At 46.3% G+C, this 13,558-nt stretch carries 11 protein-coding genes; 6 read left to right on the top strand and 5 right to left on the bottom strand.

The window, feature by feature from the left end:
• A partial coding sequence (locus ACTXGO_RS04675) for an aminotransferase class I/II-fold pyridoxal phosphate-dependent enzyme (RefSeq protein ID WP_443573498.1) occupies positions 1 to 903 on the top strand: 903 nt, incomplete at its 5' end.
• A gap of 72 nt (positions 904 to 975) precedes the next feature.
• Here the strand turns inward: ACTXGO_RS04675 and ACTXGO_RS04670 are convergent.
• Both ACTXGO_RS04670 and ACTXGO_RS04665 read right to left on the bottom strand, forming a co-directional pair.
• Positions 976 to 2,583: an inorganic phosphate transporter gene (locus tag ACTXGO_RS04670; protein ID WP_317199927.1), complete on the bottom strand. Its 1,608-nt coding sequence runs from the start codon at positions 2,581 to 2,583 to the stop codon at positions 976 to 978.
• 524 nt (positions 2,584 to 3,107) lie between these two features.
• Entirely contained in the window at positions 3,108 to 4,784 is a 1,677-nt protein-coding gene (locus ACTXGO_RS04665) for an ATPase (protein ID WP_443573496.1), read from the bottom strand.
• A 220-nt stretch (positions 4,785 to 5,004) separates the two neighbouring features.
• Here ACTXGO_RS04665 and ACTXGO_RS04660 point away from each other — a divergent pair, with 220 nt between their 5' ends.
• The 5 genes from ACTXGO_RS04660 (at position 5,005) to ACTXGO_RS04640 (ending at position 10,152) form a co-directional block, all read left to right on the top strand.
• Positions 5,005 to 5,715 (top strand): FFLEELY motif protein, encoded by a 711-nt coding sequence (locus ACTXGO_RS04660; RefSeq protein ID WP_443573494.1) that lies wholly within the window; start codon positions 5,005 to 5,007, stop codon positions 5,713 to 5,715.
• A gap of 84 nt (positions 5,716 to 5,799) precedes the next feature.
• Positions 5,800 to 6,510, top strand: coding sequence for an FFLEELY motif protein (locus tag ACTXGO_RS04655; protein WP_443541410.1), 711 nt, complete (start codon positions 5,800 to 5,802; stop codon positions 6,508 to 6,510).
• A gap of 241 nt (positions 6,511 to 6,751) precedes the next feature.
• Positions 6,752 to 7,690, top strand: coding sequence for a bifunctional demethylmenaquinone methyltransferase/2-methoxy-6-polyprenyl-1,4-benzoquinol methylase UbiE (ubiE, locus tag ACTXGO_RS04650; protein WP_443541492.1), 939 nt, complete (start codon positions 6,752 to 6,754; stop codon positions 7,688 to 7,690).
• Positions 7,691 to 7,777: 87 nt separating this feature from the next.
• Positions 7,778 to 8,470 (top strand): ubiquinone biosynthesis accessory factor UbiJ, encoded by a 693-nt coding sequence (locus ACTXGO_RS04645; RefSeq protein WP_443541409.1) that lies wholly within the window; start codon positions 7,778 to 7,780, stop codon positions 8,468 to 8,470.
• A gap of 26 nt (positions 8,471 to 8,496) precedes the next feature.
• Positions 8,497 to 10,152, top strand: a complete 1,656-nt coding sequence (locus ACTXGO_RS04640) for an ABC1 kinase family protein (RefSeq protein WP_317199922.1) — start codon at positions 8,497 to 8,499, stop codon at positions 10,150 to 10,152.
• Between the two features lie 85 nt (positions 10,153 to 10,237).
• Here ACTXGO_RS04640 and ruvB read toward each other — a convergent pair whose 3' ends face one another.
• From ruvB to fba, 3 genes are all read right to left on the bottom strand, one after another.
• The gene (gene ruvB / locus ACTXGO_RS04635; RefSeq protein ID WP_317199984.1) at positions 10,238 to 11,218 is read right to left on the bottom strand and encodes a Holliday junction branch migration DNA helicase RuvB; all 981 of its coding nucleotides are present in this window, start codon (positions 11,216 to 11,218) and stop codon (positions 10,238 to 10,240) included.
• Between the two features lie 173 nt (positions 11,219 to 11,391).
• Positions 11,392 to 12,012, bottom strand: coding sequence for a Holliday junction branch migration protein RuvA (gene ruvA, locus ACTXGO_RS04630; protein WP_317199921.1), 621 nt, complete (start codon positions 12,010 to 12,012; stop codon positions 11,392 to 11,394).
• A 70-nt stretch (positions 12,013 to 12,082) separates the two neighbouring features.
• Positions 12,083 to 13,120 carry a class II fructose-bisphosphate aldolase gene (fba, locus tag ACTXGO_RS04625; protein WP_317199920.1) on the bottom strand — a complete coding sequence of 346 codons (1,038 nt, stop codon included), beginning with the start codon at positions 13,118 to 13,120 and terminating at the stop codon, positions 12,083 to 12,085.
• Positions 13,121 to 13,558: the final 438 nt, after the last annotated feature.

The raw sequence follows: 13,558 nt of genomic DNA, 5'->3' as shown, positions 1-13,558 counted from the left end.
ATGACTATGCAGGCGCTGATGAACGATGGCGATGAGGTATTGATTCCGATGCCTGACTATCCCCTTTGGACGGCAGCGACCAACTTATCAGGCGGTACGGCAGTACATTATCGCTGTAACGAGGACGACAATTGGCATCCAGATATTGAGGATATCAAATCAAAGATTACGGACAAAACCAAGGGCATTGTCGTCATCAATCCCAACAATCCAACGGGCGCGCTGTATTCTGATGAGGTACTCCAGCAAATCATAGCCGTGGCGATAGAGCACAATCTAGTCATTATGGCCGATGAGATCTACGATCGCGTCCTCTATGATGACACAGTGCATACGCCTATGAGCACCCTTACGGATGAGGCTTTGGTATTATCATATAATGGTCTGTCGAAGTCGCACCGTATTGCAGGGTTTCGTGCAGGTTGGCTTATGGTATCCGGCAAAAAACAACACGCCACTGACTTTATTGAAGGTTTAGATATGCTCGCCTCCATGCGTCTGTGCTCAAACGTCCAAGGTCAGTACGCGATTCAAACTGCGATGGGTGGCTATCAAAGCATGCAAGCACTTACTGCTAACACAGGACGGCTGTATAAGCAGCGTGAGATGGCAGTGTCACGCCTGAACGCTATACCTGGTATCTCGTGTACTATGCCGCAAGGGGCGTTTTATTGTTTTCCAAAGATGGATCCTGACATCTACCCTATCGAAGATGATATGCAATTTATGATGGATTTGCTGATCGATGAAAAGGTTCTTATGGTACAAGGGTCAGGCTTTAACTGGGATGCACCCGATCATTTTCGCGTAGTGTTCTTGCCCAATTTGTACGAATTAGAGGACGCTATGGATCGCTTAGATCGCTTCTTTGCCAAAAAGCGCCAGCAATTTGGCACTGCATAAGATCGTTTAATACACAAAAAACGCTTATTTGCATAAGGCGAATAAGCGTTTTTTTGACTTACGTATTATACATTAAAAAATATAACTTAAGACTACAAAGCTAATCGCTGACAAGCCTGCGGCAACAGGTAGAGTAATCACCCAAGCCAGTCCAATCGGTTTCATTAGCGCCCAGTTGGTGTCTCTGTTAACGATACCGATACCTAGTACGGCTCCGACCAAAGTATGTGTACTAGAGACTGGCAAGCCCATCGTTGATGCGCCCATAACCACTGCCGCTGCCGCCAACTCCGCTGAAAATCCAGAAGCAGGATGCATTTTGGCAAGGTTGGTGCCGACCGTTTGAATCACCTCTTTACCAATAAACCACAGACCGACGATAAGCGCCACACCAAAGGTGAGCATGACCGCAGGTGGCACAGCAGCTTGTGAGGCAATCTCATTGGTGCGAATCACGTCCATAATTGCAGCAAACGGGCCGACCGCATTGGCGATATCGTTTGAGCCATGACTAAAGGCAAATGCTGAAGCGGTAAAGACTTGCATCCAGCTAAACAAAATAAAGGTTGCCTTGGTCAGATCCTCTTTGTGCTTACCGCGAATACTCTTGGTATAAATAAAGGTCGCAAGCCACACCAGCGCTGCGATCATGCCCATAATCAAAAAGCCTTGTAGGGTCGTCATATTGCTATTGACGTTTTTTAGGCCTTTAAAGACTACTAACGAGGTCATGACTGCCCCGCCTAATGCGGCAATAACGGGTACCCACTGCTTGATGGCTTTTAGAGTATCAAGGCTGCTGCGTTCATGCTCAATCTCATACAGGCTTTTGTAGTAGTCTGTCTCTAGGTCATCAACGGCGGTATCGTCGTCTTTATATATCTCTTGATCACGCAGCATCGCTGAGGTGTATGCCAGTTGCTCTGACTCTGATAGCTCATCTAAGTACGCTTTATGGTTTTGCTTCAAAACTTTTTTATCAGCTTTAAGCTCACTAATATGAGCTTCGGTTTTATCGTTATATTCAATGATGTTTTTCTTGATTTGACCGTAGAGCAGATAGGCTAAAACACCGCCTAAGAGTGGCGATAGTACCCAAGAAATCGCAATAGTGCCTATCGTGCCCCAATTCACGGTCGATAGCGCCATCTCCGTACCACCTAAAGTGATACCTAGTACGATAGAGCTACCAACCACCCCGCCGATAATAGAATGCGTGGTTGACACTGGTAAGCCTTTACGCGTGGCAAATAACAGCCAAAAGGCGGCCGCGATAAGGGCGGAGAGCATGACATAGATGAACTGGTTGGGCGTGACGCTCAGACCATCTAAGTCGACGATACCTTTACGGATGGTATCCGTCACCTCGCCGCCTGCCAGCACAGCGCCCGATACTTCAAATATCGCCGCCACTCCTAGCGCTTGCGGAATAGTGAGCGTCCCTGCACCCACTGAAGTACCAAAAGAGTTAGCGACATCGTTACCACCGATGTTGAATGCCATAAAGACACCAAAAGCGGTTGCTACAATAAATAGCGTCGTCTGCTGACGCATTGTGTAATCGAGTCCCCACCATAAAAAATAGCTGGTCATCGCAATCAGTAAAATAGCAAAAAATAAATTGATTCTCATAGAGCCAACAGCATTGGTTGACCCAGTCGAACGGTTGCTAGTACCCATAAATTTATATGCCCTGCATAAGCGGATTGAAGAGATTTGCGATCAATGACACTGCGCTATGATTGGTGGCATTGCCTAAGTTGGCAAGCGCTACTAATCAAAACGCCACTTAGTATTTAGCTTTAACTGGTATAAATATTTCACATTGACTTAACGAGTGGTCATAACCCGCAATCATGCTAATTTAAACCGTTATCTTTATGCATTTAGAATCTTTTAGGATTTAGAAATGTCATAAAGCCGCAAAGATATCGCCAAATCGTTCGATTGGTGCATTTTGCGGCTTGTAACATGAACGTGCTAAACCAAATTAGGTCTAGATTGTCATACTGCTCTTGGATGTTAGGTTCTGGCATCCCAGTTATTACGCGCTCATTATATTAAATATGAGCGCATAATGCAGGCCGATATCATGAAATTTGTAACTATAAATGTATCGCCCATTCACCGTTTTGATTTGACGATAGCCCTTATTTCATAAAGCTATTGAAAGCAAAGATTGTGCCAGTTTTGCTAGGTACGTTTTACTCATTTGCATACGCTGACAACTGTTCAATCGCATGATCTAATACTTGTAGCCGCGCAACGCGTTTGTGGTTGGTTGCGATCACATGCCAAGGCGCAACCTCGGTATCGGTGCGTGCTAGCATATCCGCCGCTGCTTGTAGATACTCTGACCATTTTTCGCGATTACGCCAGTCATCATCGGTGAGTTTAAACTGTTTGTGCGGCGTCTTTTCACGTGCCTCAAAACGTTTGAGCTGCTCATCATTATCGATAACGAGCCAATATTTGATGACTAATGTACCCGCTGCCATCAAATCAGCTTCAAAGCGATTGATCTCCTCATAAGCGCGTTGCCACTGCCTATCTGTCGCAAACTGCTCAACGCGCTCAACCAATACCCGTCCATACCAAGTACGATCAAAAATAGCGATACGGCTGATGCGGTCGGTCTGCTCGTTTGGCAGACGCGTCCAAAACCGCCATAAATAAGGGTGCTGTAGTTCATAGAGCATGGGCGCGCCAATGTTATAGACCTGATACTCGCGCGGATCAAGCGGCGCAACCAAACGCTTAATCGCCCCGCCCTTGCCAGCAGCATCCATTCCCTCAAAAGCAAAGACAACATGACGACCGCCGCGCGCGCGCAAAAGCTTAGCCAGGCGCTCTTGCTTGTCTTTGAGCTGTTTACGGTATTTTGCCTTATCGATATTATCATCGTCTATATCTGTTAATTGCTCAGATATTTTGGCAAGCTCAAAGGGTACAGGCGTACAAATCGTTTGCTGGGTGGTATCAGAGCTTATGCAAGTATCGTCTTTGACTTGCTGATTATTATCGTCTATCGGCCGGCTCGCTATCAGCGCCGTTTGCATGGCCTCTAGTACCTCATGACAAAAAAGCGTAGTGGCTTTATCTTTGTCACTACCGTCGATTACCACCCAATCGTCTTGCTGCTGCAATAGTACTGCTGCCACTTGATTGAACTGCTCTAACACTTCGCTATCGCTCCAATCGATTTGATAAAGGTAAGCGGGGTCTGCCTCTTTATCCGTTAAACGCTTTTTCAAAGTCTCTGCATCGATATGAAACCAGCACTTTAATAGTTTAGTTTGGTTGAGTGCCAGATCATCTTCAAATGATTTGAGCGCTACTAGCTGCTCGCTAAGATAGTCTTGCCACCCTTTGTCTGGTAACGATTGAAAATGACGTTTGGTAGCTGTGTCGTGTTGAGCGTCGCTTGCCTCTTTATACTGGGTTGCCATCAGCATAACTTGATGGAGCAGATCAGCGTACCAGTTGCCAAAATAGACCATAACGTCGCCATGACGCGGCATCGCCTTGGTATGCGCCTGCCAAAGCGGCTGATAGGCAAGTGGCGGATAGCCGATAGTTGCCTCAACCTTGAGCAGGCGTGGATCGACCCATTGGCGTAGCTGCTTGACAGCGCTACCCTTGCCAGCTTGCTCCATACCATTGACGAGCACCAGCAGGCCTGTAGGCTGATTGCTGCTCGGTGGCGACTCTTGGCGCGTGGCTCGTAGTGCGTATTGCGCAGTCACCAAAGCCAGTCTTAGAGTCTCTTCATCCATAAAAACATGATTGAGTGGATTAGGCGTTAGGCGCGCATCAACCACCTTTTGGCTTAACTGTTCGCTGACCGTTTGCTTATTTTTCTTATTGTGTTTTTTACTCATATTATTCTCACTACAGTAAAGAGATGTTGGCGCCAAAAACAGGGTTATTTGATCTTAGTCGCGATAACGGTTTAGGGTTTGTATATATTATATTTTATTTAAAGTTATCACCTTAAGTGAGTGGTATGCTTTATATATAGCACTTAGATGTCATAATTGAAAATATTATATCAAGACCTGTTTGCTAACTAACGGATTAAACTACGCAGGATTAACGGTCATGACTGCTTTTTTAGAGTTACAACAACACTTAACGCGTTACTGGGCACTGCCCTATCATGATGATGAAAATCTCAGTGAGATGCTCGCTCAAGTACAAGCATGGCAGCGCATTCGTATCAAAAACACCCACAAAGAACTCTTTGAGCAGCCCAAACATCAACCAATGGCGAACTATTTTCTCACTCAGCTTTATGGCGGCGAAGAATTTAAACTGCTAGCGGTGCAATTAGCGCGTATTTTACCTAAAGCGCAAAAGCTTGAGCGTATGATAAAAGAGTCGGTTCTTGAGACAGGTAGCATGGCGATTCAAGCCGCAGTCTTGGCGATTGAGATGGATCTGCATCTGGCTCAGTGGCTTGATGATCGCAATATGCCAGTTAACGAAAAAAACATTATGATCGCCTATAGCGCTAGTGATAAATCTGATGAGCGCCGCGATCAAATCAGTAACTTAAAAGAAGTGTGTTATCGCAGTGATAAATACTTTAACTCATTTTTTTTACAAAAAGCTTTTAAATTGGCAAAGAGTACGGCTTATAACAATAACTATCAGCCCCTTTATGATTTTGTCGAAGCAGGCTTTGACGCTATGGGTCCCCTTGAGAGTGTTAGTAGCTTTATCGAGCCCTTTTGTACGCGTGAGCTGATGATTATTGATCAAATACAAAAAGCGAGAGGCGACAAGCTTGCAAGGTCTGGTGTATCATAGACGCATCTTTTTCTACGGCAATATCTCGCTGTTTGAGCCTATTGTTGGTAGGACACTTATTAGATCTTTATTTGAGAGTTTACTATGTCCGCATTGTCAGAATTACAAAACCATCTAAACCGTTACTGGGCGCTACCGATTCATGAAGATAAAGTACTTGAGTCCAAATTATACGAAGTACAGTCTTGGCAACGCGAGCGTATCAAACGCTCTCATAAAGCGCTGTTTGAGCAACCAAAAAACCAGCCCATGTCAGAGTATTTTTTGACTCAGCTTTATAACGGTGAAGAATTCAAAAAACTCGCAGAACAGATCACCCGTATCTTGCCAAAAGCCAAAAAACTTGAGCGCTTAGCAAAAGAGGCAGCATTAGAGACAGGTAGCAAGGCTATAGAGGCTACTATTCTCGCTATTGAGCTGGATATGCATTTAGCTCAGTGGCTAATCGCTAATGATTTGGATGTTAATGAAGACAATATGATGAGTGCTTATCGCACGGTTGATGAGTCAGATGAGCGCCGCTTACAGATTAATAATCTAAAAGACGTCTGCTATGGCACAGATAAGCATCTGAACTCATTTATGCTCAGAAAAGCATTTGGACTGGCTAAAGGCACCGCCTATCGTCATGGCTATCAGCCTTTATATGACTTTATCAACTCAGGGTTTGCGGCGATGAAACCGCTTAAGAGCGTGAGTAGTTTTATCGAGCCATTTTGTGAGCGCGAACTCACTATCGTAGACCAAGTGCATGCGCCTGATAGTCACGGTAAACCTGCTGGGTTTGGTGTATGATAATCATCATTTACTAACCATTTTTAGACAGCTGATACGCCTTTAGTATCCGCTTTATTTATCCATATTAGTGCAACAGGATACCCCTATGAGCGACACTTCTAACAACGATAGCATGCCCAATAACGACGCTGCGACGCAGTACGAATTACAAGACAAATTGGTCAAGGACAGCATTGCACAAAACCAGAACATCACTGCACAAGTAAAGGCAAGTCACCATGTTGATAAAGATGCCAATATGGACTTTACTCAAGTGCAAGATCTGCCAACAGGGACGCCTCAAGGTCAGCAAACCACTATGCTAAGTAGCACTAGCGAGACTCATAGTCAAACCAAGACAGCAGGAGCGCAGGCTCCTACTGCTGACTTGCCCAAGCAAACCCTATTTAATCAGCGCGACGATATCAATAATCCGCACACCCCTGATACTGATGGCTTAGAGCAGACGCATTTTGGCTATAAAACAGTCAACAAAGCAGAAAAACAAGCGCGCGTAGCAGACGTCTTTACCTCAGTCGCCAAAAAATACGACATCATGAATGATTTGATGTCATTTGGTATTCATCGTTTATGGAAGCGCTACGCCATTAGCTTATCAGGGGTTCGCGCCGGTCAGCACGTGCTCGATATCGCAGGCGGCACGGGTGATTTGGCAAAGGTATTTAGCCGTGAAGTGGGCAAAAGTGGTCATGTAGTATTGTCCGATATCAATGCAGCAATGCTAGAGGTGGGCCGTGAGCGCTTGATAAATGCTGGCTGCAATAACGTTGATTTTGTCCTTGCCAATGCCGAGACGTTAGCGCCTTTTGATGATGAAAGCTTTGATCTTGTCACTATCAGTTTTGGTCTGCGTAATGTGACGGACAAAGATGCTGCGCTTAAATCCATGTACCGCGTGCTCAAGCCCGGTGGTCGCTTGCTAATATTAGAGTTCTCAAAACCTGTGTTTGAGCCTTTATCAAAAGCTTATGATCTGTACTCGTTTACAGCCCTACCTATGATGGGCAAAATTATCGCCAATGATTCTGAGAGCTATCAGTACTTGGCCGAATCAATCCGCATGCATCCTGATCAGCAGACACTTAAGCAAATGATGCAGCAAGCAGGTTTTGAGAACTGCGATTATCATAACTTGACGGCAGGTATTGTCGCCGTGCATCGCGGCTTTAAAGCTTAATATTAATACCATAAGCAGTGCTAACAGACTAAGCACTTTTAACCGAGCGATAGCTTTTACATCTGCCCTGACATAGACGAGACTATTATGCTAACTGTACTGCTTTTAGCAGGTGCCGAAAAACTCATTAACGTCGCTATCGCAAGCGATGATATTACCCGTGCAGGACTAGTGCCACTAGCAGGCAAAGTGCTGCGCCTTGAGATGGCGATGCCTGAGCTGCATTTGGATATCTTATTTAATCATGATCGTTTGCGTTTTGAGCCGGTTACGACCGAGAGCGTATTTGAAACCGCAGGCGGTTTAAGTGAGCATGAAAAAGCCACTATCGCTATGGCAGGATTAGGTCATAGTACGCCTGACTGCGTTATCTCTGTGCAAAATCCTGCGCAACTACTAAACCTTATGCGCGGGGCTGAGGGCAACTTGCCTATTGCAGGCGACTACAAAGTACTGATGCAAGTTAAGCAATTAGTAGCAGGCTTTGATCCTGATCTAGCAGGGCAGCTTGAGCCGTTTATTGGCAAGCCTATGGCAAGTCAATTGCAGCTGCTTATCTCGCAGCTCAAAGGTAGCTTTCGTCATAGTGCCAAGCGCGCTTTTGATGATGTCAGTGATTGGGCTAATGATGTCGCAGGCATGAGTGAACCTGATCCTGTACTCAAAACGCAAGCTGATGAGCTCAAGCAGCAGCTGCTCAAACTGCGCGCTGATATCGAGCGTGAAGAGACACGCCTAGCCGTTATAAAAGCCGAACAAGCGCGTTTATTAAACAAATAAATATCTGATTTAGAGTAAGGTTGCTCATGCTATTATCTCATCGCGCGCGTCTACTTGAGCTTTGGCGCATCGCTGCCAGTTATCGTATTGATACGCATTTTTCAATCGAAGAGGCGCCGCAGTTGCAACCTTTGGCGCGCCTTATACGCAGCCATCCTGCCGCTTGGGGTAAAAAACACCAACCCAATGCGATTAAATACGCATTGGAGGACATGGGTACGCTGTTTTTAAAGCTTGGGCAACTACTCTCAACGCGCCGCGATCTTGTGCCACCAGCTATTATCGATCAGCTTGTCCAGCTGCAAGATCGGGTCAAACCTTTTTCATCTGACACTGCCGTCACCCAGATTCAAGATCCCAAACATGGCTTAGGTCAATCTATTGATGAGCTATTTGCGCGTTTTGACATAAAACCTTTAGCCGCCGCCTCCATCGCGCAAGTGCACACCGCAGCCCTTCACGATGGTCGTGAGGTCGTCGTCAAAGTCGTCAGACCCGATATTCGTACCACTATCGTTAACGACTTTGAGCTACTACGTGAGCTTGCCAGCTGGGTGTCCGCGCGCGTGGAGGCGGCGCGGGCAGTACATATCATAGATATCGTTGAGGATTATCGCCAAGTGATGCTCAATGAGCTTGATTTGGTGCTTGAGGCAGACAATACCACGCAGATGCGCAATAACTTTTTGGGTTCCGCGCTAATGTATGTGCCTGAGGTTTATGCTGCTGCCAAAAACGTCATGGTTATGGAGCGTATTCAAGGGGTGCCTATCTCGCAGACGCATATCTTTGATGAGCTTGGTTATGACCGCGCAGCCCTTGCTCAAAAAGGTTTGACGATATTTTTTACGCAAGTCTTTCGTGATAACTTCTTTCATGCTGACATGCATCCAGGTAACGTGTTCGTTGAAACGCCTAGCATCAACAGTATGGCGGATGGCGTCAATAGTATCGCTCATGAGCCACGTTATATCGGTCTTGATTGCGCTATTATGGGTTCGCTATCTCGAGACGATCAACTGATCGTAGCGCGTATGCTACTTGCAGTTATGAATAATAATTTTACTGCTGTTGTCGATATCGTCAGCCGCGCAGGCTGGATACCGCCGAACACTGACAAGCATGCGTTGATGCGTGATATGAAGCGTACTGTCGGCCCTATGCTACAAAAATCAATTAACGAGATCGACTTCGCTGGCGTACTCATGCAGATACTAGATATCGCTCGCCGCCATCATATGAGTATCCCGCCGCAGCTCATGCTATTGCTTAAAACCTTGGTCCATGTTGAAGGGCTTGGTCGTGACTTGTACCCTGATTTGGATATCTGGTCACTTGCCAAACCTATTTTGAGTAGCTGGATCAAAGAGCAGCTCGACCCGGTACGCAACTTACAACAGCTACGTACCCAATTGCCTGAGATATTACTATCAAGTACCGATATACCTAAACTGCTCGATCAAGGTCTGCAAAGTCTGGCGTCACAAGGCGCGCGACAAGACAGTCAACTACGCGAGATACAACAAATTCGCGCTGATATGCTCAACGACCGTCGCCGTGATTGGCTAGCGCTAGCAGGGTTTGGAGTCTTTATTGCCCTTGCCACCCAAGTCATTGGCTGGCTATCTCCTATCTTTTATGTGCTGGCTATATTAGCAGTAGTTTGGCGTATTTTAGGATAAATGCCAGTCATAACCATGATACGATCGTAAAAAGGCGCTTACTTTCTATAGAAGGTAAGCGCCTTTTTATATTCATATGATAAAACTATAACATCTGATCAATCGCCATTTGTGTCAGGACTCGGCCGCGAGCAGTACGTAGTACATAGCCTTGCTGGATAAGGTACGGTTCAATCACATCCTCTAGAGTACCGCGATCCTCTGCCATAGCAGCAGCTACCGCTTCAACACCCGCAGGACCCCCATCAAAGCGCTCATGTAATATCTCGATATAACGGCGATCTAAATGATCCAAACCGCGTCTATCAACAGCGAGCATATCAAGCGCGCTTGCGGCAATTTGCCCATTGATACTGCCATCGCCTTTGACCTCGGCATAATCTCTGACTCGGCGTAGCAGCCTATTAGCAATACGCGGCGTACCGCGAGCACGGCGAGCAATCTCAACTGCCCCATCCTCTGTCATCGGCACACGCATTAAGCGTGCCGCGCGGCTCACAATCGTGGTCAAATCGGTAATACTATAAAACTCTAAGCGCTGCACAATGCCAAAGCGATCACGAAGTGGCGAGGTCAAAAGTCCTGCTCGCGTCGTTGCTGCGACCAAGGTGAACGGCGGCAGATCAAGCTTAATAGAGCGCGCGGCAGGACCTTCACCGATCATAAGATCCAACTGAAAGTCCTCCATCGCAGGATACAGTATCTCCTCAATAACAGGACTGAGTCTATGAATCTCATCGATAAATAGAACGTCACCTGCCTCCAAGTTGGTCAGCATCGCCGCCAAGTCGCCTGCACGCTCAAGTACAGGGCCTGATGTTGAGCGCAGGTTGCCGCCCATCTCTCGCGCGATGATATTGGCAAGTGTAGTCTTACCAAGGCCTGGCGGACCAAAGATTAGAGTATGATCTAGCGCTTCTTCACGCCCGCGCGCGGCACCAATAAATACCTCCATCTGCTCGCGCACCACTGGCTGACCGATATATTCAGCCAGCAATGCAGGACGGATATTGGCATCAGGAGCATCACTTGCACCCTCTAGTGGATTAATTAATCGATCTTGCATCATAGGTTTTGTCATTATATAAAAAAGAGATGAATACAAATAGCATAACCAAATCATGACCATAAGTCATGTAAAAAGGCTATATCAAACAAAGCAAGCGACAAATGATGTCGCTTGAAAAGTTAAAAAGATAAGAGGCTTAATGCAGTATTTTGAGTGATACCTACATCGGACTAAAAGCTAGATAACTGCTGTAACGTCGCCTTTAGTAGACTTTGCGTATCGCCAAAGGTTGCGCCATTGCTCTTGGCCGCCTTGATTGCTTGCTGCGCTTCTCTTTCTTTATAGCCCAAACTCATCAAAGCTCCTTCGACCTCAGCGATGATGCTGCCTTCGTGCGACACTTCAGTAGGCTGCATAGCCAATTCTAAAGTGCTATTGTCCACCTCTATATTTTTGAGCTTGTCTTTGAGCTCGATAAGTAGGCGCTGGGCCGTCTTTTTACCTATCCCTGGAATACGCGTCAGCGCGGTCTCCGAGTCTTGCTCGACGTGCATCTTAAGCTCAGCCGCTGACATTGCCGATAGCATAGCTAACGCCATTTTTGCACCGACGCCGTTGATCTTTATCAATTGGCGAAAGACGTCGCGCTCCTTGCGGTCAATAAAGCCAAAGAGCAATTGCGCATCTTCACGAACATGAAAATGCGTCCAAATGCTTGCCTCTTGTCCCACTTGTAGCTGACAGAACGATGGCAATGGCAGCTCGATATCGTAGCCCACACCTGATCCTGTCATGACGCAGGCGACAGGTGCCATCAAATGTAGTACTTGTCCAGTAATCAGTCCTATCATATCTTACCTGTTTAAATGCCTTAAGTTTAAAACCGCTCAGTAATATCTGCTTATCTAAATTTGCCATAAGCTATTGATAAAATTTAACCATATTTTCAAGACTGATCGGACGGATTTTATGGGCTTGTCCAGCAGATCCAAACGCCTCAAAGCGATGACTACAGATATCAGACATTGCGGTCATTGAGGCTTTAAAGTATTTGCGCGGATCAAAGTTACTCGGGTTATCAGCTAAATGCTGGCGGATTGCGCCTGTCGATGCCAAACGCAAATCGGTATCGATATTGACCTTGCGTACGCCATGCTTAATCGCTTCAACGATTTGCTCTACGGGTACGCCGTAAGTCTCGCCGATATCACCGCCATGATCGTTGATGACTTTAAGCCACTCTTGCGGTACTGATGATGAGCCATGCATCACTAAATGAGTGTTGGGAATACGCGCATGAATCTCTTTTACCCGCTCGATGGACAAGATGTCGCCTGTAGGAGGACGCGTAAACTTATAAGCACCGTGACTAGTACCAATGGCGATTGCTAGTGCGTCCACCTTGGTATCTCTCACAAAATCCTGCGCTTCATCAGCACTCGTTAACAGCTGCTCGTGACCTAGCACACCCTCAGCCCCAGAGCCATCCTCCTCGCCTGCCATACCCGTCTCAAGACTACCCAAGCAGCCAATCTCGCCTTCTACAGACACGCCGCACGCATGAGCAAGCTTAACGACCTCACGAGTTACGTTGACATTATAGTCATAATCCATAGGCGTCTTGCCATCCTCGCCAAGCGAGCCATCCATCATCACTGATGAAAACCCAAGCTGAATGGAGCGCTGACAGATAGCAGGCGACATGCCATGATCTTGGTGCATCACTACTGGGATATGCGGCCACTCCTCAATTGCGGCGATGATAAGATGACGCAAAAATGAGGCACCAGCATAGTCGCGCGCGCCTGCACTGGCCTGGACGATAACGGGTGAATCGGCAGCATCCGCTGCCATCATAATAGCGCGCATTTGCTCTAGATTATTGACGTTAAACGCAGGCACACCGTAGCTGTGCTCTGCTGCATGATCAAGGAGTTGACGCAAAGAGATTAATGCCATAGAACGCTCTCAAGTTGAGTTTAGCAGTAGGAGATGAACCCTAATAATAAGGGTATAAAGCAACTAAATTGTTAGCTCATTATTATAGCAAATTTTGACTAGCATCCGTAGCACTAGCCTTTGTTTATCTGCCTTGAGCGTACTTAATTTTGACTTGATATTGCTAATTGCTAAATGCAAAAAAGCCTTGGCAATAACCAAGGCTTTTTAAATATTGTAATATGACAATCTTAACCATTACTTATCTAGTATAAGCTAGCAATTAGTACTGTTGATCTTCAGAAACCTGATTCGCTTGAGCATCAGCAGCAACGTCAGATGCGCCGTCAGCGACTGCGTTTGCGCCATCAGCGACCGCAGAGGCTGTGCCTTCTACGACTTCGTTAGTACCTTCAGCAATAGCATCGCCTGTGTTTTCAAGAGCATTGGTAGCAGCAG

It is taken from the genome of Psychrobacter sp. T6-1 (assembly GCF_052258445.1).
This window is presented reverse-complemented; position numbering and strand designations above follow the sequence as displayed.

Excerpts from the sequence above, each read along its gene's own strand:
- ACTXGO_RS04670 (WP_317199927.1), bottom strand. The coding sequence starts at position 2,583 with ATGGGTACTAGCAACCGTTCGACTGGGTCAACCAATGCTGTTGGCTCT.
- ACTXGO_RS04665 (WP_443573496.1), bottom strand. The coding sequence starts at position 4,784 with ATGAGTAAAAAACACAATAAGAAAAATAAGCAAACGGTCAGCGAACAG.
- ACTXGO_RS04660 (WP_443573494.1), top strand. The coding sequence starts at position 5,005 with ATGACTGCTTTTTTAGAGTTACAACAACACTTAACGCGTTACTGGGCA.
- ACTXGO_RS04655 (WP_443541410.1), top strand. The coding sequence starts at position 5,800 with ATGTCCGCATTGTCAGAATTACAAAACCATCTAAACCGTTACTGGGCG.
- ubiE (WP_443541492.1), top strand. The coding sequence starts at position 6,752 with ATGGACTTTACTCAAGTGCAAGATCTGCCAACAGGGACGCCTCAAGGT.
- ACTXGO_RS04645 (WP_443541409.1), top strand. The coding sequence starts at position 7,778 with ATGCTAACTGTACTGCTTTTAGCAGGTGCCGAAAAACTCATTAACGTC.
- ACTXGO_RS04640 (WP_317199922.1), top strand. The coding sequence starts at position 8,497 with ATGCTATTATCTCATCGCGCGCGTCTACTTGAGCTTTGGCGCATCGCT.
- ruvB (WP_317199984.1), bottom strand. The coding sequence starts at position 11,218 with ATGCAAGATCGATTAATTAATCCACTAGAGGGTGCAAGTGATGCTCCT.
- ruvA (WP_317199921.1), bottom strand. The coding sequence starts at position 12,012 with ATGATAGGACTGATTACTGGACAAGTACTACATTTGATGGCACCTGTC.
- fba (WP_317199920.1), bottom strand. The coding sequence starts at position 13,120 with ATGGCATTAATCTCTTTGCGTCAACTCCTTGATCATGCAGCAGAGCAC.